21 protein-coding genes and 1 riboswitch are annotated in these 22,586 nt (G+C 69.3%); of the genes, 9 read left to right on the forward strand and 12 right to left on the reverse strand.

All coding sequences use genetic code 11. The features are described from left to right. Positions 1 to 3: 3 nt before the first annotated feature. The 10 genes from ACZ55A_RS33325 to ACZ55A_RS33370 all read right to left on the reverse strand — a co-directional run bounded on the left by ACZ55A_RS33325 (position 4) and on the right by ACZ55A_RS33370 (position 10,052). Complete coding sequence (locus ACZ55A_RS33325) at positions 4 to 1,101, reverse strand: ABC transporter substrate-binding protein (protein WP_468848192.1); 1,098 nt, start codon at positions 1,099 to 1,101, stop codon at positions 4 to 6. A gap of 294 nt (positions 1,102 to 1,395) precedes the next feature. Beyond that, the gene (locus tag ACZ55A_RS33330; RefSeq protein ID WP_468848195.1) at positions 1,396 to 1,557 is read right to left on the reverse strand and encodes a putative leader peptide; all 162 of its coding nucleotides are present in this window, start codon (positions 1,555 to 1,557) and stop codon (positions 1,396 to 1,398) included. A 116-nt stretch (positions 1,558 to 1,673) separates the two neighbouring features. Next, positions 1,674 to 2,798, reverse strand: coding sequence for an LLM class flavin-dependent oxidoreductase (locus ACZ55A_RS33335; protein WP_468848198.1), 1,125 nt, complete (start codon positions 2,796 to 2,798; stop codon positions 1,674 to 1,676). After that, positions 2,795 to 4,186 carry an NtaA/DmoA family FMN-dependent monooxygenase gene (locus ACZ55A_RS33340; RefSeq protein ID WP_468848200.1) on the reverse strand — a complete coding sequence of 464 codons (1,392 nt, stop codon included), beginning with the start codon at positions 4,184 to 4,186 and terminating at the stop codon, positions 2,795 to 2,797. Before ACZ55A_RS33340 ends, ACZ55A_RS33335 begins: the two co-directional genes overlap by 4 nt. 18 nt (positions 4,187 to 4,204) lie before the next feature. Continuing rightward, positions 4,205 to 5,458 (reverse strand): LLM class flavin-dependent oxidoreductase, encoded by a 1,254-nt coding sequence (locus ACZ55A_RS33345; RefSeq protein ID WP_468848203.1) that lies wholly within the window; start codon positions 5,456 to 5,458, stop codon positions 4,205 to 4,207. Between the two features lie 69 nt (positions 5,459 to 5,527). After that, entirely contained in the window at positions 5,528 to 6,115 is a 588-nt protein-coding gene (locus ACZ55A_RS33350; protein ID WP_468848205.1) for a flavin reductase family protein, read from the reverse strand. Between the two features lie 13 nt (positions 6,116 to 6,128). Continuing rightward, entirely contained in the window at positions 6,129 to 6,866 is a 738-nt protein-coding gene (locus ACZ55A_RS33355) for a GNAT family N-acetyltransferase (RefSeq protein WP_468848262.1), read from the reverse strand. A gap of 136 nt (positions 6,867 to 7,002) precedes the next feature. Further along, the gene (locus ACZ55A_RS33360) at positions 7,003 to 8,028 is read right to left on the reverse strand and encodes a transporter substrate-binding domain-containing protein (protein WP_468848208.1); all 1,026 of its coding nucleotides are present in this window, start codon (positions 8,026 to 8,028) and stop codon (positions 7,003 to 7,005) included. A gap of 126 nt (positions 8,029 to 8,154) precedes the next feature. Beyond that, the gene (locus tag ACZ55A_RS33365; protein WP_468848211.1) at positions 8,155 to 9,006 is read right to left on the reverse strand and encodes an amino acid ABC transporter ATP-binding protein; all 852 of its coding nucleotides are present in this window, start codon (positions 9,004 to 9,006) and stop codon (positions 8,155 to 8,157) included. Beyond that, positions 9,003 to 10,052: an amino acid ABC transporter permease gene (locus ACZ55A_RS33370; protein WP_468848214.1), complete on the reverse strand. Its 1,050-nt coding sequence runs from the start codon at positions 10,050 to 10,052 to the stop codon at positions 9,003 to 9,005. The genes ACZ55A_RS33365 and ACZ55A_RS33370 overlap by 4 nt, the downstream gene beginning before the upstream one ends. A gap of 335 nt (positions 10,053 to 10,387) precedes the next feature. After that, positions 10,388 to 10,496: riboswitch (SAM riboswitch) on the reverse strand. A 283-nt stretch (positions 10,497 to 10,779) separates the two neighbouring features. Between ACZ55A_RS33370 and ACZ55A_RS33375 the strand changes: the two genes are divergently transcribed. The 8 genes from ACZ55A_RS33375 to ACZ55A_RS33410 all read left to right on the forward strand — a co-directional run bounded on the left by ACZ55A_RS33375 (position 10,780) and on the right by ACZ55A_RS33410 (position 18,768). Next, positions 10,780 to 11,571, forward strand: a complete 792-nt coding sequence (locus tag ACZ55A_RS33375; RefSeq protein ID WP_468848217.1) for a GntR family transcriptional regulator — start codon at positions 10,780 to 10,782, stop codon at positions 11,569 to 11,571. Positions 11,572 to 11,617: 46 nt separating this feature from the next. Next, a complete protein-coding gene (locus tag ACZ55A_RS33380) occupies positions 11,618 to 11,845 on the forward strand; it encodes a 4Fe-4S dicluster domain-containing protein (protein WP_468848219.1) in 228 nt (75 codons plus the stop codon). 15 nt (positions 11,846 to 11,860) lie between these two features. Continuing rightward, on the forward strand, positions 11,861 to 13,255 hold the full coding sequence (locus tag ACZ55A_RS33385) for an ABC transporter substrate-binding protein (RefSeq protein ID WP_468848222.1): 1,395 nt from the start codon (positions 11,861 to 11,863) through the stop codon (positions 13,253 to 13,255). Then, on the forward strand, positions 13,252 to 14,070 hold the full coding sequence (locus ACZ55A_RS33390; protein ID WP_468848224.1) for an ABC transporter permease: 819 nt from the start codon (positions 13,252 to 13,254) through the stop codon (positions 14,068 to 14,070). The genes ACZ55A_RS33385 and ACZ55A_RS33390 overlap by 4 nt, the downstream gene beginning before the upstream one ends. Then, the gene (locus ACZ55A_RS33395; RefSeq protein ID WP_468848226.1) at positions 14,064 to 14,873 is read left to right on the forward strand and encodes an ABC transporter ATP-binding protein; all 810 of its coding nucleotides are present in this window, start codon (positions 14,064 to 14,066) and stop codon (positions 14,871 to 14,873) included. Before ACZ55A_RS33390 ends, ACZ55A_RS33395 begins: the two co-directional genes overlap by 7 nt. Positions 14,874 to 14,900: 27 nt before the next feature. Continuing rightward, on the forward strand, positions 14,901 to 17,609 hold the full coding sequence (locus tag ACZ55A_RS33400) for a fumarate reductase/succinate dehydrogenase flavoprotein subunit (protein WP_468848229.1): 2,709 nt from the start codon (positions 14,901 to 14,903) through the stop codon (positions 17,607 to 17,609). A 38-nt stretch (positions 17,610 to 17,647) separates the two neighbouring features. Next, positions 17,648 to 17,842 carry a hypothetical protein gene (locus tag ACZ55A_RS33405; protein ID WP_468848231.1) on the forward strand — a complete coding sequence of 65 codons (195 nt, stop codon included), beginning with the start codon at positions 17,648 to 17,650 and terminating at the stop codon, positions 17,840 to 17,842. Between the two features lie 212 nt (positions 17,843 to 18,054). Beyond that, on the forward strand, positions 18,055 to 18,768 hold the full coding sequence (locus ACZ55A_RS33410; RefSeq protein ID WP_468848234.1) for a hypothetical protein: 714 nt from the start codon (positions 18,055 to 18,057) through the stop codon (positions 18,766 to 18,768). A gap of 565 nt (positions 18,769 to 19,333) precedes the next feature. Here the strand turns inward: ACZ55A_RS33410 and ACZ55A_RS33415 are convergent. Together ACZ55A_RS33415 and ACZ55A_RS33420 are read right to left on the reverse strand one after the other, a co-directional pair. Then, positions 19,334 to 19,591 (reverse strand): hypothetical protein, encoded by a 258-nt coding sequence (locus ACZ55A_RS33415; RefSeq protein WP_468848237.1) that lies wholly within the window; start codon positions 19,589 to 19,591, stop codon positions 19,334 to 19,336. A gap of 85 nt (positions 19,592 to 19,676) precedes the next feature. Then, positions 19,677 to 22,235: a polymorphic toxin-type HINT domain-containing protein gene (locus tag ACZ55A_RS33420; protein ID WP_468848264.1), complete on the reverse strand. Its 2,559-nt coding sequence runs from the start codon at positions 22,233 to 22,235 to the stop codon at positions 19,677 to 19,679. Here ACZ55A_RS33420 and ACZ55A_RS33425 point away from each other — a divergent pair. Continuing rightward, positions 22,137 to 22,439, forward strand: coding sequence for an FAD-dependent monooxygenase (locus ACZ55A_RS33425; RefSeq protein ID WP_468848239.1), 303 nt, complete (start codon positions 22,137 to 22,139; stop codon positions 22,437 to 22,439). The two genes, ACZ55A_RS33420 and ACZ55A_RS33425, sit on opposite strands and share 99 nt — an antisense overlap. The last annotated feature ends 147 nt before the right edge of the window (positions 22,440 to 22,586 follow it).

Here is a 22,586-nt window from a genome sequence, read left to right on the forward strand (position 1 = left end):
AGGTCAGCTCCCGCTCTTGGAGGGCGACTTGGGCGCGGACGACGTGTCCTTACGGCCGGCGGACGATTTGTCCTTCCGGCTGTACGCGTTGAACTCGTTGGTATAGAGATCCGACGCCTTGACCTGGTCCTTCTCTATGTCACCGCGTTTGGCGAGCCAGTCGATCCACAGCTGGAGGTCCTTGTCGGTGATGCGCCCGGCGGTCTCGGCGACGCCGAAGGACTTCCAGTACTTCAGCGGAGCGGTGTCCTCGTTGCGGCCCCGCTTCTTGACGATCTCGATCTGCCGCTCGATGACCTCTTTGCGCGGGGTGGCGCGGGCCCACTCGATGGCGCGCGCGATGCCCGTGACGAATGTGCGCGCGGTGTCGGGATTCTGCTTCAGGAAGCGGTCGTTCACCACATATGTGCCGGCGGAAAAGTTGCCGAGCAGCTGATAGTCGGTGAACAGCGGCCTGATGCCGCCGGTCTGCAGGGCCTTGTCGCGCAGGATGTCGCCGAGGACGCCCACCTGGATCTGCTTCTGCCGCAGGGACTGCTCGGTGTTGACCGGGGGCACCACCAAAGGCTCGGCCTTCTTGATGTCCTCCTGCGACAGGCCGTGGCGTTGCAGGTAGATATCGAGCATCGCCTCGGAGTGCGCGCCGAGGGTATTCATGCCGACCTTCTTGCCGATCAGGTCACGGGCCGAGTGGATCGGGCTGTCCTTGAGGACGTAGAAACCGTTGTAGGCGGCCTTGTCAACGCCGTAGTAGCTGATGACCGCCGTAATGGGAGCCTTTCTCGCAGCGAGTTTGACGACGGCTCCGTTGAACGCACCGCCGAAGTCGACCTGTCCGGTCGCCGCCGACTGGATGTCCTGCGGCCCGCTGATCGTGTTGCCGACCCACTTGAGCTTCACGTCCTCCAGGAAGCCCAGGTCCTCGGCCAGTTCGGGCAGGATGACGGATCCCGCCCAACCCTGGTACCGCAGGGTCTTGGTCTGCTCCTTGGCCGAGCCGCCGCCCCCGGTGCCGCAGCTGACCGCGACCGCCGAGAGGCCCAGCAGGGTGAGGAACTGTCGTCGGTTCGATGGGGTCGTCAGCTTGGCTATGGAGCTCATGGAAGGGTCCTGTTCGAGTTGGTGGGTGGAGCAGCGGCGGGTACGCGTACGGGGGCGATGGTGATGACCGCCGACGCCCGGGACGTGAAGAAACGGCTTGGGGCGTCAAGACACCCGAGGTGCGAAAACCGAAAAGGAAATGCGAATGGTGAGGTGGAACAAGCCGGCACGCACACCGAACCCGGCAGATTCCAGGTGGGGATGCGGCGAGAATCACCAGGCGACGGGGAAATCCCGGGCCAGTAAGTGGGCCGGAATCAAGGTTCGCTCAGGAGCTGACGCTGGTCGGCAGCTCTAGCGGCCAGCGGCACAGATGGCACTGGCCTGGCGTCGCAGATCGACGTGCAGGCGTGCGGTGAAGTCCTCCGAGTGGTTCACACTCGGGAGGCTGACAGCGAAATTCAGCCACGTCAATGACACGACAGCCCTTGTCTCACTTTCTGATTCTCCCGCCACGCGCGCGCAGCATTTCGTTCACAATCGCAGCCGCAGACAGCCCCTGTGCATCGCCCCGCAGAGCATCACGCCGGACAACGTCCGTGCGCGGTGGACGACCGCGCACGGGCGCCCGCTCATCTGCGCTGCCACTCCTCGGCCAGCAGTTCGTAGGAACGCACCCGGTCGGCATGGCCGTGTGTGATGGTGGTGATGAGCAGTTCGTCGGCGCCGGTGGCCTCCTGGAGCTGCTCAAGTTGGTCGGCCACCCGGCCCGGGGAGCCGACGAACTGGGTTTCCACGCGGTCGGCGACCAGTCCCCGGTCCGCGTCGGTCCACACATGACAGCGGGCCTGCTGAGGCGTGGGGAACTCGATCGCGCCCTCAGCGGTGCGGATGCTGCGGACCCACAGGCCGTACCCGGTGGCGAGCTCATGGGCGGTCTCGTCGTCCTCGGCGACGACGACATCGGCCGAGACGCTCACGTACGGCTTGTCGAGCACGTCGGAGGGCTGGAACGCGGCCCGGTAGCCTTCCGCCGCCTCCAGCACGGTGGCCGGGCTGACGTGGTAGTTCGCCGCGAACCGCAGACCGTTGCGGCCGGCGACCTCGGCGCTCTGCCCACCGCTGCTGCCCAGGATCCACACCTGTACGTCGGCGCCCTCCCCCGGGACGGCGTGTGCCTCGACGCCGTCCGCAGACCGGTAGGTGCCGGCCAGCAGCGCGAGGATGTCGTCGATCTGCCCGCCGTAGTCCTGCGGCTCGGCGCCCGGCTGCTGGAGCAGTGTGCGCTGGAGTGCGACCCTCGGTGAGCCGAGCAGGTGCGCGAAGGAGAAGCGCTCCGGGATCCGCAGCCCGTTCGGGGCGCGGCCGTCGACGACGGGGGTCGCGGTCGGCAGCGGGGTGGCGGGCGGTCCGGCCGGGCGGCCGCCGGAGCGTCCGAGGCCCAGGTCGAGACGCCCGGGATGCAGCGCGTCGATCAGGCCGAACTCCTCGACCGTGGACAGCGCGGTGCGGTGACCGAGCTGTACGGCGCCGGAGCCGAGCCGGATCCGCGACGTCGCGGAGGCGGTCAGGGCGAGAACGACGGCGGGTGAGGTGCCCGCCACGCCCGGGTTGAGGTGGTGCTCGGCGAACCAGTAGCGGGCGTAGCCGAAGCGCTCGGCCTGCCGGGCCAGGTCGATGGAGTTGCGGAGCGCTTCGGTGGCCGTGGAGCCGGACGAGATCGGGACGAGGTCGAGGACGCCGAGGGGTGCGCTCATGAGGCGGCCCGCCGGGCCGGCGCCGCGGCGTCGGGGTGGTCCAGGCCGAGGTGGTCGCGCAGGGTGGTGCCCGCGTACTCCGTACGGAACACTCCGCGCTCCTGGAGCAGCGGCACCACGGTGTCGGCGAAGACGTCGAGGCCGCCGGGGGTGATGTGCGGGACGAGGATGAAGCCGTCGGAGGCGTCCGCCTGGACGAAGGCGTCGATGGTCTCGGCGACGGTGGCCGGGGAGCCGATGAACGACTGGCGGGTGGTCGTCTCGATGACCAGCTCACGGATGGAGAGGGCCTTCGCCTCGGCGCGCTCGCGCCACTCCTTGGCGACGGCGAGCGGGTCACGGAACTGCCGTACGCTGGCCCGGCCGAGGGCGATGGTGTTCTCGCCGGGGATCGGGTCGACGTCGGGCAGCGGGCCGTCCGGGTCGTACGCGGACAGGTCCCGGTTCCAGACGTGCTCCAGGTACTTGATCGCGGTGGCCCCGCTCACCTGCTGGCGCCGTACCTCGTGGGCGAGTTCCCGCGCCTCGGCGTCCGTGTCGCCGAGGACGAACGTCGCGGCGGGCAGGATCAGCAGCTGGTCGTGCCTGCGCCCGTAGCGGGCGAGGCGGCCCTTGACGTCCTGGTAGAACGCCTGCCCCTCCTCGAGCTTGCTGTACCGGCTGAAGATCGCGTCAGCGCTGGAGGCCGCGAACTCGCGCCCCTCGTCGGAGGCGCCGGCCTGGAAGATCACCGGGCGTCCCTGGGGGCTGCGCGGGACGTTGAACTGTCCGCCGATGTCGAACTGCTGGCCCCGGTGGACGAAGGCTCCGGCCTTGGCATCGCGCAGGAAGGTGCCGGTCGCCTGGTCGGCGATGATCTCGTCGCCGCGCCAGGAGTCGAACAGTTCATGGGCCGTGGTCAGGAACTCCTTGGCCCGGGAGTAACGCTCCTCCCGCGGCAGGAAGCCGCCGCGGCGGAAGTTCTCGCCGGTGAAGGCGTCCCAGGAGGTGACCACGTTCCAGGCGGCGCGCCCGCCCGACAGGTGGTCGAGGCTGGCGAACTGGCGGGCGACCTCGTAGGGCTCGTTGAAGGTGGAGTTGATGGTGCCGGTCAGGCCGAGGTGTTGGGTGACGGCGGCGAGCGCGGTGAGGACGGTGAAGGTGTCGGGCCGTCCCACGACGTCGAGGTCGTAGATCTTCCCGCCCTGCTCGCGCAGCCTCAGCCCCTCGGCGAGGAACAGGAAGTCGAACTTGGCCCGTTCGGCGGTCCGCGCCAGGTGCGCGAAGGAGCTGAACTCGATGTGGCTGCCGGCCTCGGGGGCGCTCCACACGGTGGTGTTGTTGACGCCCGGGAAGTGGGCCGCAAGGTGGATCTGCTTGAGCGGCTTGTCCGTTGACGACGTGCTCATTCGTTAAGTCCCTCCGGCTCAGGCGGTGGCGGTAGCGGCGTAGCGGTTGGCGGGGCGGACGAGCCCGAGCAGCCCGCGCAGGGTGTCGGCCTCGTAGGAGCTGCGGAAGGTGCCTCGGCGCTGGAGTTCGGGGACCAGGCCCCGGGTGATGGCGGGGAGGTCGTGGCCGAGGACGGCGGGACGCAGCCGGAAGCCGGACAGCCCGGCCTCCCTCAAATCCAGTAGGACGTCGGCGAGTTGGGCGGGCGTGCCGGTGAAGATACGCGCGTCGCTGGTGTACGTGTATCCCGCGAGGGCGTCGAGGCGGTCCCGGCGGACCTCCGCCGCGGCCGGAGTGTCGTCCAGGAACACCACCAAATCGCCGAAGAGGTGCAGCGGATCCTCCGCACGCCCCGCCGCGTCCTGCTCGGCCCGCACCGCGGCGACGACGGCGCGCGCCTGCTCGGTGTCGTGCGGCGTGACGTACCCGACGTCGGCGGAGCGGCCGACCAGCCGGAACGGAGCACCGGTCGCGTTCACGTGCGCGAGCGCGCTCACCGGGGGCTGGCCCTGCGGCGGCCGGGGCGTGATCGAGGGGCCCTTGACGCTGAAGTGCTTGCCCTCGAAGTCGATGTAGTGCAGCTTGTCGCGGTCGATGAAGCGGCCGGTGGCGACGTCCCGGATCTCCGCGTCGTCCTCCCAGCTGTCCCACAGCCGGCGCACCGCTTCGACGTAGTCGGCGGCCTCGTCGAGGAGGTCGGTCGTCAGTTCCTGTACGGCCGGGCTGTCCAGGTCCCCGAGGCCGAACCGGGGGAAGGCACGGCGCCCGAAGTGCGCGGCCTCGTTCGGGCGCGCCGTCACCTGCACGCGCAGGCCCGCGCGACCGGAGCTGACGTAGTCGAGCGTGGCGATCGCCTTGGAGATGTGGAACGGCTCGGTGTGGGTGGCCACCACAGTCGGCACGAGCCCTATGTGCCTGGTCAGCGGGGCGACGCGGGCGGCGATGAGGACGGCGTCCAGTCGTCCGCGCACCTGGTCGGTGCGCCCGTCCGGTTCCAGGAAGTGCGAGGACTGCAATCCGAGCGAGTCCTCGATCGTCACGAAGTCGAGCAGGCCGCGTTCGGCCTCGGCGACGAGGTCGGCCCAGTAGCCGGCGGTGAACAGGTCCCGGGGGCGGGCCACCGGCTCGCGCCAGGCGGCAGGGTGCCAGCCCGCGCCGTCGAGCGCGACGGCCAGGTGCAGCGGAGCGGAGGTAAAGGCCGAAGAGGGCAGCGAAGAGGATGATGAGGACACGAGGGGGCACCTTCCTGAGGGGTCGTACGTACCGGGAGTGGGCTCATCTCGTTGTGATCGTCGTGATCGTCACGAAGCGCGACGGATCGGTTGTGGGAGCAGTGGATGGGCCGCGGCGAACGCCCCGTCGTGATGCACCAGTGCCGTCGCGTCCTGATGCACCGCGCCGGACTCGACCTCGCCGACGACCAGCAGGTGGTCGCCGACGGGCTGACGCAGCGTCACCCGGGCGCTGAGCCAGGCGGGTACGTCGTCGAGTACGGGCAGGCCGTCCTCGTGCGCGGTCCAGGCGACACCCTGGAACCGGTCGGCGCCGCTGCGCGCGAACTGCCGTGCCACTTCGGCGTTCTCGGTGCCCAGGAGGTGGACGGCGAACCGGTCGGCTTCCCGCACGGCCGGCGCGGTCGATGCGCCGAGGCCCAGGCAGAAGGACACGAGAGCTGGCCGCAGCGATACGGAGGTGAAGGAGGTGGCCGTGAAGCCGGCCGGGCCCGGGACGGTGATCACCGTTACTCCGGCTGCGTGGCGCCGCAGGGTGCTGCGGAGTATGTCGTCGGCGGCAACGGCCGCGGAGGATCGGGCGGGGCGGTTCTCGGAGGTGATCATGTCGGTTCCCTTCGGCGTCTGGGCGTGGTCGGGCATGGCGTTGTCGGGCATGGCGGCCGCCTGCTCAAGGCGTCGGTGCCGGATGACGGCCCGGGGTGCGCACCAGCAGGAAGTTCGTATGACGGCGCAGGGTGAAGCCGATCGACTCGTAGAGGCGGATGGCGGTGGTGTTGCTCGCGTGGGTGTGGAGGAAGGGGGTCTCCCCGCGTTCCCTGATCCCGGCCGCCACCGCCCGGACCAGTCGCGTGGCCAGGCCCCGCCCACGGTGTGCCGGGTGGGTGCAGACGGCGCTGATCTCCGTCCAGCCCGGCGGATGCACGCGTTCCCCGGCCATGGCGATGAGCCGTCCGCGGTGCCGGATGCCGAGGTAGGTGCCGAGTTCGACGGTGCGTGGCAGGAAGGGGCCCGGCTTGGTCAGGGCGATCAGGTTCAGGATCTCGGGGATGTCGTCGAACCCGAGCCGCACCGCTTTAGGCGCGGGTTCGGCGCGCAGCCCGGTGTCGACCAGTTGGACGCCCTGCCCTGCCTCCACGATCTCCCATCCGTCGGGGACGGCCCCCGCTCCCGTGACGGCGGTGACAGTGTCCGGGCCGACCAGCGCGGCCAGGTCGTCCCAGGCCCCCGGGTCAGCCGGGTCGGCGAGGGCGGTGAAGGGGCACACGTCCAGGGGGTAGCGGGCGGCGCGGCCGACACGCTCGGCGAACCGGGCGTGCGGGCCGGTCAGCGCGGCCCAGACAGCGTTGTCCAGGACGTGCCGTTCGGCCGGGCTCTGCGCGGGGGGAGGAGAGACGCTGGTGGACATAGCGGTGAGAAGGCTCCGTGTCATCCGTGGCATCCATGGCATCGATGTCGTCCGTGGCGAACATGGCGGGCCGGTGCGCCCGGGACTCCGACCTGACGCCGGAGTCCCGGGCGGCAGACGCCCCTGCGGGCGTTGATCAGGAGTTGTCGAGCGGCAGGCCGGGCGGGTTGACCTGGGAGGTCTTGACGGCCTCATTGGAGAGGTTCCAGGCGGCCAGCCACTTGGCGTACTGCCCGTGCCTGATCAGGTAGTTGATCGCCTCGGAGACCGGCCTGGCCAGCCCGCTGTCCTTCTTGGAGGTCGCGGCGATCAGTCCCTGGAGCTTCGCTCCGGCGCCCGAGTACGTGCCCGCGTTACGGGTCGCGTCGGGGGTTTTCGCCACCTGGGTGATGTGGTAGGCGACGCTGGGGTTGGGGCCGAAGTGGACGTCGGTCTTCCAGCTGTTCAGCGCCAGGTAGACGCTGTTGACGTTCGGGTAGTACTTGACGGTGAGGTCCTTGCCCTCCTTCTTCAGCTTCGCCTTCCACTCCAGCAGAACCTTCTCCTGGTTGGTGCCCCGGCTCACCGAGACCGTCTTGCCGGCCAGGTTCCTGTAATCGCCGTCGAAGTTCCAGGTGCTTTCCTTGCGTACCTCGAACGCCAGGTTGTCCTGCCGGTAGGAGGCAAACTCGTACTTCTTCTTGCGCTCCTCGGTGTCGGTGACGTTGGAGAAGGCCGCGTCGACCTTGCCGCTGTCGATACCGACGAACAGGTTCTCCCAGGTGAAGTTCTTCAGCTCGGGCTTGAGGCCGAGGACCGCGGCCACCAGCCGGCCGAAGTCGGGCTCGGATCCGGTGAGGGTCTTCTGGTCATCACCCACGTAATTCAGCGGCGCGGAGCCGGTGGGCAGGGCGCCGACGCCGATGACCAGCTTGCCCTTCCTGACGATCGACTTGGGCAGCTTGGCGCTGATGGACTTGACCTCGGACACCTTGAGCTCGGTCTCCTTGGCGGCCCCGTTGGACCGGGACCCCACGGTGACCGTCCCGGACGGGTTGCCGCCGGAATTGCCGGCCGCTTCGCTGTTGCCCCCGCAGGCGGCCAGGCCGGTGGCGAGGGTGGCGACGGCGGTGCCCGCGGTGAGACCGCGGAGGAGTCTGCTGCGAAGGCTGAGGGTGCGCATGGCTGTCCTAGGTTCGGTGGGCAGTTGTGGTGGCGTGTTGCTTGTTCTTCGGGGGTGTGGGGGTTCTTCGGCGGCGTGGGGGCCGCGAGTCCGGGCGGGCCGCGGGCAGTGGGACGAACGTCAGGGTCAGAGCACCTTGCTCAGGAAGTCCCTGGTCCGCTCGTGCTTCGGGTGTTCCAGCACCTCGGAGGGCGGGCCCTGTTCGACGATCCGGCCCTCGTCGAGGAAGACGACCCGGTCGGCGACCTCACGGGCGAAGCCGATCTCGTGGGTGACGATGATGAGGGTGGTGCCGCTGGTGGCCAGGTCCTTGATGACGGCCAGCACCTCGCCGACCAGTTCGGGGTCGAGCGCGGAGGTGGGTTCGTCGAAGAGGATGACCCCCGGCCGCAGGGCGAGGGCACGGGCGATGGCAACCCTCTGCTGCTGGCCGCCGGACAGCTGGCGCGGATAGGCACCGACCTTGTCGGCCAGGCCCACCCGGCCGAGCAGTTCGCGGGCCAGCTCCTGGGCCTCGGGCTTGGTCAGCTTCCCGGTGGCCACGGGAGCGGCGGCCACATTGTCCAGCGCGGTCAGGTGCGGGAAGAGGTTGAAGTTCTGGAAGACGAAGCCGATCCGGCTGCGCTGGCCCAGGATGACCCGTTCGCTCAGCTCCTTGAGCCTCCCCCGGCCTTCGGCCGGGGGGACCCCCGCCTCACGGCGCTCGCCGTGCCGGCGTACGCCGATCAGCTCACCGTTCACGCTGACGTACCCGACCTCCGGCTTCTCCAGGTGGTTGATCACCCGCAGCAGGGTGGACTTGCCGGACCCGGACGGCCCGAGGATCACGGTGACCTCGCCCGGCCGCACGGTCAACTCGACGCCGTCCAGCACCCGGTGGGCGCCGTACCACTTGTGCACATCGTGGACCTCGACGGCAGCCGGGCGTATCTCGGTGGTGTCGGTCGGCTCGCTGATCTCGGTGGTGTCCGTGGTCATATCGCCGCCTCCCTCCGGGCTCGGGCCCGCAGATCACGCAGCCCCGTCCGCAGCTTCTGCAACGGCGTCGGCGGAAGGGTGCGCGTTGCGCCCCGGGAGAAGTACCGCTCGACATAGAACTGGACGACGGAGACCGCACTCGTGAGGATCAGGTACCAGACGGTGGCGACCAGCAACAGCGGGACGATGTCACCCGGGTAGGTGCTGCCCATGCTCTGCGCGGAACCGAACAGATCGAGCAGCGACACGTAGAAGACGAGCGAGGTGCTCTTGATCAGATTGATCAAGAGATTGACGTAGTTCGGGGTGATGGAGCGCAGGGCCTGCGGGAAGACGATCTTCGTGAACTGGTAGCTCTTCGGCAGACCGAGTGCCAATGCCGCCTCGTGCTGCCCCTGGTCGACCGCGAGGATGCCGCTCCGCACCACTTCGGACGCGTACGCCGCCTCGTTCAGGCTGAGTCCGACGACCGCGACGACGATGTCGGTGGCGAGCCGGGACTCGTCGAAGGTGAAGAAGGCGGGCCCGAACGGAACCCCGAGGCTCAGTGTCTTGTACAGCGCGCTGAAGTTGTAGAGGAACAGCAGCACCACGATCAGCGGAACCGAACGGAACAGCCATGTGTAGGTCCAGCTGACCGCCCACAGCACCGGGCTACGGGAGAGCCTGCCCAGGGCGACCAGGATGCCGCCGAGCAGACCGAGCACGGCGCTGTACGCCGTCACTTCGAGGGTGATGAGCAAACCGTCGAGGATCGTCGGGCGCAGGAACCAGTACTGGAACCGGTCCCACTGATAGAAGGGGTTGGTCACCAGTCCGTGGGCGATCTGGGCGACCAGCACCAGCACGATCGCCGTGGCGATCCACCGGCCTGGTCTGCGCAGCGGCAGCACCCGCTGTGCCGCCAGTGGCCGCGGTGCGGTGTCGTCGCCCGGCCGTTCGGCCTCGGCGAGGCATGCGGTACGAGGCTCGGAGGAGGGTTCGGGGGTCTCCTCGCCAGGAGGCGCTGAGGCGCGGGATACCACAGCGCCAGGGGATTCACTCATGGAGGGCTCCAGCGAATTCGGACACCCCGGACCACGGATGCGGCAACGGCACCGCAGAGCCGTCAGGACCCTGCGTGACGATGCGCACGGGACACGCGGAACGGGGGCTGGGCAGGAAGGCGCACACCGCGACAGCGGTGGCATCAGAGATTCAGAAAGCCGTCAGCCTCGGCAGTAGGCACGGCAGGTACAGGTGCCGGTACACAGTGCGCTGTTGACGCGGAGCAGATCGACAGACCGGTTCGCGCACAGCAGCAGGCAGCCGCGACGCCGCCATGCGGCCGTCCCGAAAGCTGCGTACATTCCGTCACCGTCACTGTTCCAGCCCCATGGGGGCCTCGCGCTTACCGAAAGGCATCCGGTCCGGTCGTCACCTGGGGCACCCCACCGCGGCGCGAGGGTTGCCGGTCAGCAAGCCAGGGCTTCTCGCTGACACTCATGACCGATCTGCGGCGTAAGTTAGGCAGATCCCGGACATGGTTGTCAAAGCCTGCCCGACCTCTGGGACGACAAACCGAGTCGGGACGAACCTGGTGGGATGCCGGCAAGGTCCGGGCGTGAACCGGAACCGCGGCCGATCGCGCCATCAGGTGAACCAGGCGTCCGATGTGGCGGATCTCCCCCAGATACGCGCATCTACGCAGGTCACAGCCCCGCCGTGGCCATACGGCATGGCGCAATACTCTGGCAACACACCTGGTCGGCAAACGCGGTTACGGTCCCTGCCATGCCTTCCGCCCAACGCCTCCGCCAACAGCACGGAGCCGACCCGACGAGCCCTACCGCGGCCGCCGCGCGGCGCCGGCGGCTGCGCGCGGACCAGGCACGGCAGCTCGCGGACCTGCTGCGGCACCAGGTGCTCGGCGGAGCCTTCCCGGACGGGGCGCTGCCGCACGAGGGGACCCTGTGCGCCGACTACCGGGCCAGCCGCAACACCGTCCGCCAGGCGCTGGATCTGCTGCGCGCCGAGGGGCTGGTGGAGCGGGTGCCGGGGGTGGGCACGATGGTGGCCGCCGAGAAGTACCCGCATGAGCTGAACCGCCTGCAGGGCCTGGCCGAGACGCTGCATGAACACGGGAGCGTCAGCAACGAGGTCCGGACCGTCGGGCCGGTCGTGGCCCCCGGCTGTGTGGCGGAGCGGCTGGGGGTGCCGGACGGCAGCGAGGTGCTGTACGTGGAGCGGCTGCGCAGGCTCGGCGGGCTGCCGCTGTCGCTGGACCTCACATACCTCCCCCTGGACATCGGCGCGCGGCTGCTCGGCGCCGATCTGGAGAACACCGACATCTTCCGGTTGCTGGAGGAGCTCACCGGACAGCCGCTCGGCACCGCCGAGATCACCCTGGAGGCGGTCAACGCCGACGCGCACTCGGCGGCCGTGCTCCAGGCACCGCGCGGCGCGGCGGTGCTGATGCTGGAGCGGCTGACGCATCTGGCCGACGGCCGCCCCGTCGACCTTGAGTTCATCCGCTTCCGCGGTGACCGCATCACCATGCGGGGGCTGCTGCACCGCTCGCTCTGATCCGCCCGACCCACCCGATTCAGCTCGTCCTCAAGGAGTACACCCCATGGCGCTGGTGCCGCAGCGGGCCGATGTGCCCGTGACCATCGACGGGTCGAAGTGCATCGACGGCTGCACGCTCTGCGTCGACATGTGCCCGCTCGACTCGCTCGCCATCAACCCCGACACCGACAAGGCGTACATGCACGTCGACGAGTGCTGGTACTGCGGGCCGTGCGCCGCGCGCTGTCCCACGGGCGCGGTCACGGTCAACATGCCCTATTTGCTCCGCTGAGAGGTCCCTCCCGCCATGCGATCACGCACGACCCGTACGGCCGTCCCCGTTGCCGCCGCCGCGCTGCTCCTCCCCTTGGCCCTGTCGGGTTGCGGCGGCAGCGCCGAGGGGAGCGGCGGCACCCACGTCACCGTCACCATCGGCTACCAGTCCAAGACCATCAACACCGTCACCGCCGGGACCTTGCTGCGCTCCCTGGGCTACTTCGAACGTGAGCTACGCGCGCTCGGCAAGCGGGAGGGGCGGACCTACGAGGTGAAGTGGCAGGACTACGCCACCGGTGCGCCCATCACCGCCCAGATGACCGCCGGAAAGGTGGACATCGGCTCGATGGGCGACTTCCCGCTGCTGATCAACGCGGCACGCGGGAAACAGCTGGGCGCTCCGACCAAGCTGGTCTCGGTCACCGGCTACAACCTGCGTGGCGGGCTCAACACCGTCGTCGTACGGCCTGATTCACCCCTGGACTCGGTAGCCGACCTGAAGGGGACGAAGGTCTCGGCGAGCGTGGGCTCGGCCGGCGACGGGACCCTCGTACAGGCCCTGAGCCGGGCAGGCATCGACCCCGAGAAGGGCATACAGAAGCTCAATCAGCAGCCCGCAGTGGGGGCCTCCGCACTGGAAAGCGGGAGCGTGGACGCGCTCTCGCAATTCGTCGCCTGGCCTGGCCTGCTGGCCTTCCAGGGAAAAGCGAAGGCCCTTTACGACGGCGGGCAGCTGGGGCTGCCGACCTTCCACGGCGTCGTGGTGCGGGACGCGTTCGGCAAGCAACGCCCCAAGGTGCTGCGGGCCTTCCTCACCGCACAGGCCAAGGCCGGACGTTACCTCGCCACGCATCCCCTCAGAGCCTCGCAGAAGGTGGCCACCGCAACTGGCCTGCCCCCGGAGGTCGTGCACCTCTACAACGGCCCGCACGGCACCGCCACCTTCGACCCGACGCTCAAGCCGCAGCTGGTCTCCGCGCTGAAGAAGGACGCCGAGCTGCTGCGCAAGGCCAAGCTGATCGGGCCGGTGGACGTGCACGCCTTCATCGACGACAGCCCTCTGCGGAAGGTCTACGGCGAGGCGTACGGCAAACAGGTGAAGAAGACCGCACGGCCGGCGCGGACCGGTGAGGTGTGGCTGAAGGACGAGGACCGCACCCACTCCTTCCCGGACGCGGCCGCCGCGCTGCGCTTCGTCGCCTCCCACGAGGGCCTTGTCCGGGTGACCTATGTGCCCGACGCGGTCACCGGCACCCGCTGGTTCGCGGAGCGTGCCGTCTGGGTACGCGACGGGGACGCACTGCACCCCTTCGTGGCCCCGGCCACCGCCCGCGACTGGCTGCGGGACCACCCGGGAGCGCGCATCATCGGGTACGCGGCAGCGCTGAAGGCGGCGGCGCGGGGCGAAGCGGGGAGTGCGCGATGAGGTCCTCCCCGCCGCGGCTCCGGTTGTCCGGTGCCTGGAAGTCACGGCTGCGGCAGGCTGGTTCACTGCTCGCGGCACTCGGCATGTGGCAGCTGCTGACTTCCCTGGACGTCACTCTGTGGCTGCGGTTCGGCCAGTTGCCCACCGTCGTCGAAGTGGCCGAGAAGTTCCGGTTCCGGCTCGCCGAAGGGGCCTACTGGCAGGACCTGACGGACAGTACGGTCCGTATCCTCACCGGCTTCGCACTGGCCGCCGTGCTCGGTATCGCGGTCGGCGTGACCCTCGCCCGCTCCCGTACGGCCTCCGACCTGCTGCGACCGCTACTGGAGGCGGTACGGCCCATCCCGGCGATCGCGCTGGTGCCCGTCGCGATTCTGCTGTTCCCCAGCAATGAGCAGGGCATTGTGGCGATCACCTTCGCCGCCGCCTTCTTCCCGGTCGTCGTCAGCACCCGGCACGCGGTGCGGGCGCTCACCCCGGTGTGGGAGGAGGCCGTACTGACCATGGGTGGCAAGCGGTGGCGGGTGCTGTGGTCCGTCGTGCTGCCCGGTGCGCTGCCGGGAGTCTTCGGCGGGCTGTCGGTCGGCATCGGGGTCGCGTGGATCTGTGTGATCGCCGCCGAGATGATCTCCGGCGAGTACGGCGTCGGCTACCGCACCTGGCAGGACTACACCGTCGTCGACTACCCCGGCGTGCTGGTCGGTATGGCCACCATCGGGCTGCTCGGCTGGGCCACCTCGGCCGCCGTCGAATCTCTCGGCCGCCGGGTGACCGGATGGCTGCCGCGTATCGAAGGGGAGCGAGCGCAATGGTGAGCGGGAGTACGAGCACCAGGCGCCCGTCGCCGACCGTGGACGCCCAGGCACCTCCGTCCTCCGGCGTACGGCTGGAGCTGACCGACGTCACCCTCGGCAGGCCGGACGCCGCCGTTCTACGGAACGTCTCGCTGGAGGTCTCCCCCGGCGAACTCCTCACGGTGGTCGGTCCGTCCGGCTGCGGCAAATCGACCCTGCTGCGCACTCTGGCCGGGCTGCTGCCCCCGCTCGCGGGCGAGGTCGCCCAGGACGGCGTTCCCGTGGCCGGCCCGTCCGGCGACCGGGCGCTGGTCTTCCAGGACGACGCCCTGCTGCCCTGGCGCAGCCTCCGCCGCAATGTCGAACTCCCGCTGGCCGTACGCGGCGTACCGCGCACCGAGCGGCGGGTGACCGCCGGACGGTGGCTGGAGCAGGTGGGTCTGGCGGACCTCGGCGACGCGCTGCCCCACCGGGTCTCCGGCGGTCAGCGACAGCGCGCCCAGCTGGCACGGGCACTGGCCGGGGCGCCGCGAGCGGTGCTGATGGACGAGCCGTTCGGCGCGTTGGATGCGCAGACCCGCGCCGGGATGCAGCAGTTGCTGGTGGACGTGCTGACCGTCACCCGCGCCACCGTCGTCTTCGTCACCCATGACGTGGACGAGGCCCTCTTCCTCGGCGACCGGGTCGCGCTGCTCAGCGGCGACGACGTCGGCGACGTAGGGCCACGGCTCTACGACATCCCGCACCCTCGGCAGCGCGCGGCACACGACGACCCCTCCACCGTCGCGCTGCGTCGCTCGATCCTCGCCTCCCTCGGCGGCTGAGGCGACCGACAAACCCCTGGAGTGTTCATGGACATCCCCTCCCCGCACGACGCCGACGAGCTCGCCTGCGACGTACTCGTCATCGGGGGCGGCACCGCCGGGACGATGGCCGCGCTCACCGCGGCGGAGCGCGGCGCGGACGTACTGCTGCTGGAGAAGGCGCACGTACGGCACTCGGGTGCGCTCGCGATGGGCATGGACGGCGTCAACAACGCGGTCATCCCCGGCCGAGCCGAGCCCGACGACTACGTCGCCGAGATCACCCGCGCCAATGACGGCATCGTCGACCAGTCCACCGTCCGCCAGACCGCGACCCGCGGCTTCGCCATGGTGCAGCGCCTGGAGTCGTACGGCGTGAAGTTCGAGAAGGACGAGCACGGCGAGTACGCGGTCCGCCAGGTCCACCGGTCCGGCTCGTACGTGCTGCCCATGCCGGAGGGCAAGGACGTCAAGAAGGTGCTCTACCGGCAGCTGCGGCGGCGCGAGATGCGCGAGCGGATCCGGATCGAGAACCGGGTGATGCCGGTCCGCGTGCTGACCTCCGGAGGGCGGGCGGTGGGCGCGGCCGGCTTCCACACCCGCACCGGCCGCTTCGTCACCGTGCGGGCCGGGGCCGTGATTCTGGCGACCGGGGCCTGCGGCCGACTCGGACTCCCCGCCAGCGGCTATCTCTACGGCACCTACGAGAACCCCACCAACGCCGGTGACGGCTACGCGATGGCCTACCACGCGGGCGCCGAGCTGACCGGCATCGAGTGCTTCCAGATCAACCCACTCATCAAGGACTACAACGGACCGGCCTGCGCCTATGTCGCCAACCCCTTCGGCGGCTACCAGGTCAACCGGCTCGGCGAGCGGTTCGTCGACTCCGACTACTGGTCGGGGCAGATGATGGCCGAGTTCGCGGCGGAAACCGCCTCCGAGCGCGGCCCGGTCTATCTGAAGGTCAGCCACCTGCCGGAGGAGACCGTCTCCGCGCTGGAGTCGATCCTGCACACCACCGAACGCCCCACCCGCGGCACCTTCCACGCGGGCCGTGGCCACGACTACCGCACCCACGACGTGGAGATGCACATCTCCGAGATCGGCCTCTGCGGCGGCCACTCGGCCTCTGGCGTCCGCGTCGACGACCAGGCCCGTACGACCGTGCCGGGGCTCTACGCGGCGGGCGATCTGGCCTGCGTACCGCACAACTACATGATCGGGGCCTTCGTCTTCGGCGACCTGGCGGGCGCCGACGCCGCCACCCATGAGCGCTACACGGGCGAACTCCCCCAGGACCAGCTGGCCGAGACCCACGAACTCGTCTACCGCCCCCTCCGCAATCCCGACGGGCCGCCCCAGCCGCAGGTCGAGTACAAACTGCGGCGCCTCGTCAACGACTATGTCGCCCCGCCCAAGAGCGGCGCCCGACTCTCCCTCGCCCTCGACGCCTTCGCCCGGATGGAGCGGGAGGTCGCGGGCATGGGCGCCCGTACCCCGCACGAGCTGATGCGGTGCGCCGAGGTGACCTTCATCCGCGACTGCGCGGAAATGGCCGCCCGTGCCTCCCTCGCCCGCACGGAATCCCGCTGGGGCCTCTATCACGAGCGCACCGACCACCCGGACCGGGACGACGCCCGCTGGCTGCACCACCTCGATCTGCGCAAGTCACCTTCCGGAGCAATGGAGTTCACGGCCCGGCCAGTGGCGCCGTACCTGGTGCCGGTCGAGGGAATCGAGCCGCGCGGAGGCCCGTCGCAGCTGATCGGGGAGGTGGCGCCCGAGCAGGTGGCGACGGCAGGCGGCGATGACCCGGCACCGGCGGCGCCCTCAAGGGAGTCCGACGACGCGGACGGCTCCTTTGCCGCACCGATGACCGATGCCGCCGCGTCGCCCCGCCTCTTGGAGGTCCTCGCTCTCGCCGAGGAACACCCCGGCCTCGACGCACTGCGCCCCTACCTCACCGATCCCGACCCCGCGGTCCGCCGCACCGCCGTCACCGCGCTCACCGAGAGCGCACCACCAGGCGCCGGGCCCGCACTGGCTGAGCTCCTCGCCGACAACGACAGCTCCGTAAGGGCCTCTGCGGCCGCGTCTCTGCGGGAATTGGTGGAGGTGCTGCCCGCCGACGACGCCCTGCACACCCCGCTGTTGTCCGGCCTCACCCTGCCGGACCCGCTGGCCCGCGCGGTCGCTCTGGAGGTGCTGCGGGTGCTGCGCCTGGGTGGGGCCGAGAGTTACGGGCCGGCGCTGGACGACCCCGACACGGCGGTGCGGCTACAGGCGGTGCGGGCGCTCACCTCGATCGGGGCGGCAGACGCCCTGCGGCACGCCATCGCCGACCCGGCACGCGAGGTGCGGGTGGCGGTCGCCGAAGCCCTCGGCTCGGTGGGCAGTGCTCCGGCACTCGCGCCGCTCCTCACCGACGCGGACCCGCTGGTACGGGCCGCTGCCCTGAGCGCCCTCGCCCCGGCCGGGTGCCCGCGCCCGTACGACGGCCTCGCCGTCGACGGCCTCACCGACCCGCTCTGGCAGGTCCGCAAGGCCGCCGCCACCGCCCTTTCGACCGCCGAGCCGGAACGCGCCGTACCCGCCCTGCGGCACGCCCTGGCCGATCCGCACGCCGACGTCCGCAGGGCGGCCGTGCTCGCCCTCCTCCCCCACTCGGACGCGGATCCGTCCGTTGCCGCGGCGCTCGCCACGGTCACCGACGACCCGGACGCGGACGTACGCGCCTACGCACGGCGCGCCTGACGTGCTCTGTGGCTTGGCCGGGAGGAGCTGCAAGCACAGTGGCTCAGGCTGGCATCCAATATGGCGCCCAACCGGCACCGCGCGAAGGGAAAGTGCTGGTCAGTCGCACGAAGGTTGGCGCCACAGTCCATGCCGGATCTGGTGACCGCCCGACGCCCGCCATCCAAGTCAGCGGCCGTGAACGACAAACGATCAACGAAGCGCAGCACTGCTTCAACGTCGCGGTGACCTGATGGGGCGGCGCCATACCCGCCGGACGATGGTGGAGGATCCCGGTACCGAGCCAGGACGTGTCCGATGGGTCGCGTGTCGCGTGGCTTCTCCCCCTACTCACACCCGTGTTAGCCGGTTGTTAGTGGAGCGGCAGCTTCTCGATAGTGGCCCGGACCAAAGTGGGTGACGTACCGAGGAGACAACGACACCGACCGTCCTGGGGGGACCTGACATGAGCTCCAGCACCACTGCCCGCACCGCCCGTCGCCGCACCCTGCGCATTGCCGCCGCGGCCCTGACCGCAGCCGCCGGCCTCACCCTGACCGCCTGCTCCGGCTCGGACGCCGCCGACGCGAAGTCCGCGGGCCACACGAGCACGAGCTCTGCCGCCGCCAAGTCCACCGACTCGGGCCGGTCCGGAATTCAGAGCACTGATGGCAAGGCGAGCCCCGACGCCAAGATCGGCACCAAGTCGGTCGCTGCGGGCAAGCAGTCGGGCGGCGCGCAGTCCGCCAGGGCCAAGACAGGATCCCCCGTCCGCACCCAGACCCTGGTGGACGGCAGCACCGCCAAGATCTACGACCTCGGCCCCCAGCGCTACCGCGCCGAGATCGTCAGCCACGGTTCGGTCGTGGCCACAATGGAGACGACGGGGCAGGACGCCGACGCCGGGCTCGATGCCAACGGCATGTACGTCGTGCTCACGATGGGCGGCCAGGTCCACTCCTGGATGGGCGGCGAGCACCAGGGACCGGGCACTTTCAAGCTCGCGGGCGGCTGGACGGCCAAGGTCACGAAGGTCGGCGAGCTGCGGTACCGCGCGCAGATCATCGGCTTCGAGGGCGTGGCCGCCACGCTGGAGACGAAGGGCCACGACGTGGGGGTCGACGCCAACGGCGTGTACATCGTGCTCAGCGCCGGCGGTGTGATCAGCGCCCACAAGTAAAGACCCGTCCGGCTGCGGCGGTGCAGCCACCTCCGGCGGGGCGGCTCCACCGCCGCAGAGACGAAAGCGTCCGCGTGGTCCCGCAGAGCCGCAACCGGCGAGCCGGAGCACAACCAAGCCCCGTCGAACACCGCACAGCGCGACCCAGCCGTCACACGTAAACCCCCGCCGGCTCAGCCCGGCGGGGGTTCCTCACCTCTCACGTCGCCCCTATGCCCGGTACCCGCGAGGCGGGCGCCCGGCTCGTCCGACTGGCCCGCTCCGGCGACGCCCAATGGCCCCACCGCACGCAGAACAAGTCGCGCCGGAAGCATTCCGGCGCGACTTCTCGTCCGGCTCTCAACAGATCTCACCGACTGTGCGGATTCCCCCGGACCATGCGGTTCCCGGGCGGCTTCGACGACGCCGATACTCGTGCTGACGGTCCGCGGCAGTCCGGACGGCAACGGGTGGTGGTCAGGAGATGAGCTTCCCTGCCCGGCAATAGGGTTTGCCGAAAGCACTGCAGGCTCTCCGCCCGGCGGTACCCTTCGGGCGGAGAGCCTGCGATCACCATCTCGCCGGGCTAATTCGTTCCAGAAGTCTCTCGCTCCGCGAAGAACGACTGAAGCTCGTCGAAGAGGACTGAGGTTGCCTCACTGCTTTCACTGCGCGAGGCAGTGACCCAGAATTCGTCAGCTTCAGCGGGGTAGGCCATCCTGATTACCAGTACCTGCCAGGCGAGGCTGGGGCCGAGGTTCGACTTGGCTGCCAGGAACTGACGGAAACCTTCAAGGAATTGCCATTCGGTTGCGGCATCCATGCCGGTCACGAATGCCGCCACCTCGCCGAATGTGGTCAAGCCATATGCGCGAGGTCGCCTCCGTACGTCAGCGAGCCTTTCGAGGAGATCCACTGCCGTCACTTCCTTATCGTGGAGCCGGATTGAAGACGAGGTCATCGCCGTACTCGAAATTCGACCGGTACTCAGCAATTGACTCACCTCGTCTCCCGGTTGTGGCATCGAATACACGGCCATCCTTGACGACGACATCGTGATAATGCCAACCGCTGTCGACACCACGATACTTCCCCAACTGTGGTGCGCCGTACTTGTCGGTGATCCGCATGATGTCGCCGCCGATAACCGACTGGATGTGGTCCGCGACAGCCTCACAGCCGCCCTTTCCGCAAACCTGTGACGCAGGCTTTGGCTTCCAGAACTCACCCAAGTCCGGGCCACAGTCAGTATTGTGCACCAATACCGGCGTCTCGCCTGCGAGTACATAGTACGTGTGCAGGTTATCGACTGTCAGGTTGTACGTCCTGGCGTTCTGGGTGAAGGGGCGATTGCCCTTGATCGTGACCGCACTACCATCGACGCTTCTGAGTGTCGTGCCCGGACGCAAGTGGGCGGCTTCGACCCATGCGTTCTGCGAGGGTGACCAGAAGGGGTGCTCGTTCGTGGCGGTGAGGTGGCGATTGCCCTGGGGCGTGGCAAGGGTGAGTTCGTTGAATTTTTTGTCGTGTTCCGTGACGATGAGGCCGGTGACCGTGCGCTTCCCCGTGCGGCCGCTGACCGGGTCGGTGGCGAGTACCTGGTCCCCGACCCGCACCGACTCGATGTTCTTCGTCGAGTGATCCGCCATGAGCACTTTGGTGCCGGCGAGGAAGCACTTGAAGCACTTCGCCTTCTTCGCAACCCTTGACCCTTCAGCGATGTCTTCGATGCCCTCGCCGAGCTTCTTGAGGAGCCTGACCTTGCCGACCGGGAGGACGGAAATGGCGAAGGCGGTGCATGCTCCGAAGGCGGGGTTCTTGATGCACTCCCTGAGGTCGTTGAGGCCGGTGATTTCCCATACCACGGCGGTAAGGGTGGGGTCGATGACGGGAGTGACGTCGCCGCCGGAGAGGACGCAGGGCAGGAGCCCGGCTATTTCGTTGCCGGTGTGAGAGACGCAGTGTGGCCTCTTGGCCTTCTGCTTCTCCTGTTGCTTGCGGGCTTCTTCGGCCTTGCGGCGTGCTTCGGCCACCTCACTCTCGCGCTTCTTCTGCACCTCCGTCCATGCCTGGGCGGCGAGGGCGTTGGCTTCCTTGACACTCTTTCCGGCGTCGAGTGCGGAGGCACGGGCGTCGTCGGCCGCCGAGGTGGCGAGGGAGGCCGAATTGCGCGCGTAGTCGGCAGAGAACTCCGCCTGGGCTGCGGACGTTTCGGCATCGGCAGCGTCGCGGTCTGCTGCATTGGCAGCGTTGCGTGCGGTCTTGGCGGACTTGGCTGCCTGGGCGGCGCTGTTCTCGGCGCTGGTGGCGGCCTTGTCTGCGTCGTCGGCGTACTGTTTGGCGAGGTTGGCGGACTTCTTCGCCCCGTCCGCGGCCTTGGCGGCGTCGTCCGAAGCATCGGTGGCCTTGGCGGCGGCTTCCGCCGCCTTCCAGCTGTTGTGCCGGGCCCTGGCCGCCACCCCGGAGGCTTCGGCGATCAGGCGTTGCATCTGGGCGATGTGGGTGCTGGCGAGTTTGTCCTTACGGTCGGACATGTACTGGCCGACCTGCACGAAGTCGTGCAGCTGATCGGCGGAATCGGCCAGGGCGATTTTGGCCGCGGCCTTCATCTCCGGTCCGCCGTCGTTGACGAGCTTGGAGGCGATGACCTGCTCGTCGGAGTTCAGCGCCGCATACTGGCCGTTGCTGATGAATGCGGCGAGCACCTTGCCCTTGCCGTTGGCCAGTGCGGCCTTGGACGCCTCCTTCACGCCGGGGCCGCCGGCGTTGTTGATCTGGGAGACGCGCACGGCGTAGTCGGTGACGGCCACGTCGTACTGACCGGCCATGTAGAAGTCACTGACCTGCTGATCGGAACCCTTGAGCGCTTCTGAAGCACCCTTGCGTACGACCTCGTAGGGGCTTTGGGTGCTGAGCTGGGAGACCTGCTCACGGATCTCGTCCTGGGCGGCCTTCTTCCACCCCGTGCGCAAGTACTCCAGGACCTCGTCGTCCGGGCCGGACAGGGCTTCCGCGGCGGCCTGCTGGTGCCAGGGGCCGCGGATCTTCAGTGCCTTGAGGGCAAGGGTGCGGCCCTTGTTCGCGATGGCCTTGGTGTCGGCGTCGGGCTTGTCCGCCTCGGCGGCCAGTTCGGCTGCCGTGGTGTCCAGGGCGCGGGACTCGACCAGGTCCGCCGCGGCGGCGGAGGTGACAGAGGCGGTCTGTGCCGCGTGGGACCTGGCGCGTTCGATGGCGGCAGCGGTGCGGGTGGTGAGGTCTTCCGCCTCGGCCTCGCGGGCGATGGTGAAGACCTTCTTGGCGGTCGCTGCCGCCGACTCGGCTGCCTCTGCCGCCTTCTTGGCCGCGGCTGCGTGCTTTCTCGCCTGTTCTCTCCCCGGCTGCTTGCGGCCATGGCCAAGGCTGAGGACTTCTACTTCGCCTCCACCTGCCAGGTCCAGCTCGACAGCTGGTCGAAGGGCCGCATCGCGCTGCTCGGCGATGCGGGATATTGCGCCGCCCCGACCGCGGGCATGGGCACGTCCCAGGCTCTACTCAGCGCCCGCTCCCTGGCCCGGCACCTGTCCGCAGCCGGCGGCAACCACCGCACCGCTTTCGCCGCCTACGAGGCCGAATTGCGCCCCTACGTCACCGAGAACCAGATCAAGGGCCGCGAGGCCGTCGCCATGTTCGGCGGCCGCACAGCAGAGGGGTGAAGACGCCGGTGCAGGTGGAGGCGAGCCTTCGGAGCCCATCCTCAACTGAACTGGCAACAGGGCTCCTGGTGCTGCGGCTGGGATCACCACCCCGAGCTATCACGAGGCCCGTTTTTGAGCCAACCACCATGGGATTGCCTGAAGAGA

This window comes from Streptomyces sp. NPDC034111, from assembly GCF_055575375.1.

Bases quoted from the DNA above. Each gene is read 5' to 3' on its own strand.
- ACZ55A_RS33360 (WP_468848208.1), bottom strand. From the start codon at position 8,028: ATGCGCACCCTCAGCCTTCGCAGCAGACTCCTCCGCGGTCTCACCGCG.
- ACZ55A_RS33400 (WP_468848229.1), top strand. From the start codon at position 14,901: ATGGACATCCCCTCCCCGCACGACGCCGACGAGCTCGCCTGCGACGTA.
- ACZ55A_RS33410 (WP_468848234.1), top strand. From the start codon at position 18,055: ATGAGCTCCAGCACCACTGCCCGCACCGCCCGTCGCCGCACCCTGCGC.
- ACZ55A_RS33355 (WP_468848262.1), bottom strand. From the start codon at position 6,866: ATGTCCACCAGCGTCTCTCCTCCCCCCGCGCAGAGCCCGGCCGAACGG.
- ACZ55A_RS33365 (WP_468848211.1), bottom strand. From the start codon at position 9,006: ATGACCACGGACACCACCGAGATCAGCGAGCCGACCGACACCACCGAG.
- ACZ55A_RS33395 (WP_468848226.1), top strand. From the start codon at position 14,064: ATGGTGAGCGGGAGTACGAGCACCAGGCGCCCGTCGCCGACCGTGGAC.
- ACZ55A_RS33370 (WP_468848214.1), bottom strand. From the start codon at position 10,052: ATGAGTGAATCCCCTGGCGCTGTGGTATCCCGCGCCTCAGCGCCTCCT.
- ACZ55A_RS33335 (WP_468848198.1), bottom strand. From the start codon at position 2,798: ATGAGCGCACCCCTCGGCGTCCTCGACCTCGTCCCGATCTCGTCCGGC.
- ACZ55A_RS33425 (WP_468848239.1), top strand. From the start codon at position 22,137: ATGGCCAAGGCTGAGGACTTCTACTTCGCCTCCACCTGCCAGGTCCAG.
- ACZ55A_RS33350 (WP_468848205.1), bottom strand. From the start codon at position 6,115: ATGCCCGACAACGCCATGCCCGACCACGCCCAGACGCCGAAGGGAACC.
- ACZ55A_RS33325 (WP_468848192.1), bottom strand. From the start codon at position 1,101: ATGAGCTCCATAGCCAAGCTGACGACCCCATCGAACCGACGACAGTTC.
- ACZ55A_RS33390 (WP_468848224.1), top strand. From the start codon at position 13,252: ATGAGGTCCTCCCCGCCGCGGCTCCGGTTGTCCGGTGCCTGGAAGTCA.
- ACZ55A_RS33385 (WP_468848222.1), top strand. From the start codon at position 11,861: ATGCGATCACGCACGACCCGTACGGCCGTCCCCGTTGCCGCCGCCGCG.
- ACZ55A_RS33375 (WP_468848217.1), top strand. From the start codon at position 10,780: ATGCCTTCCGCCCAACGCCTCCGCCAACAGCACGGAGCCGACCCGACG.
- ACZ55A_RS33340 (WP_468848200.1), bottom strand. From the start codon at position 4,186: ATGAGCACGTCGTCAACGGACAAGCCGCTCAAGCAGATCCACCTTGCG.
- ACZ55A_RS33380 (WP_468848219.1), top strand. From the start codon at position 11,618: ATGGCGCTGGTGCCGCAGCGGGCCGATGTGCCCGTGACCATCGACGGG.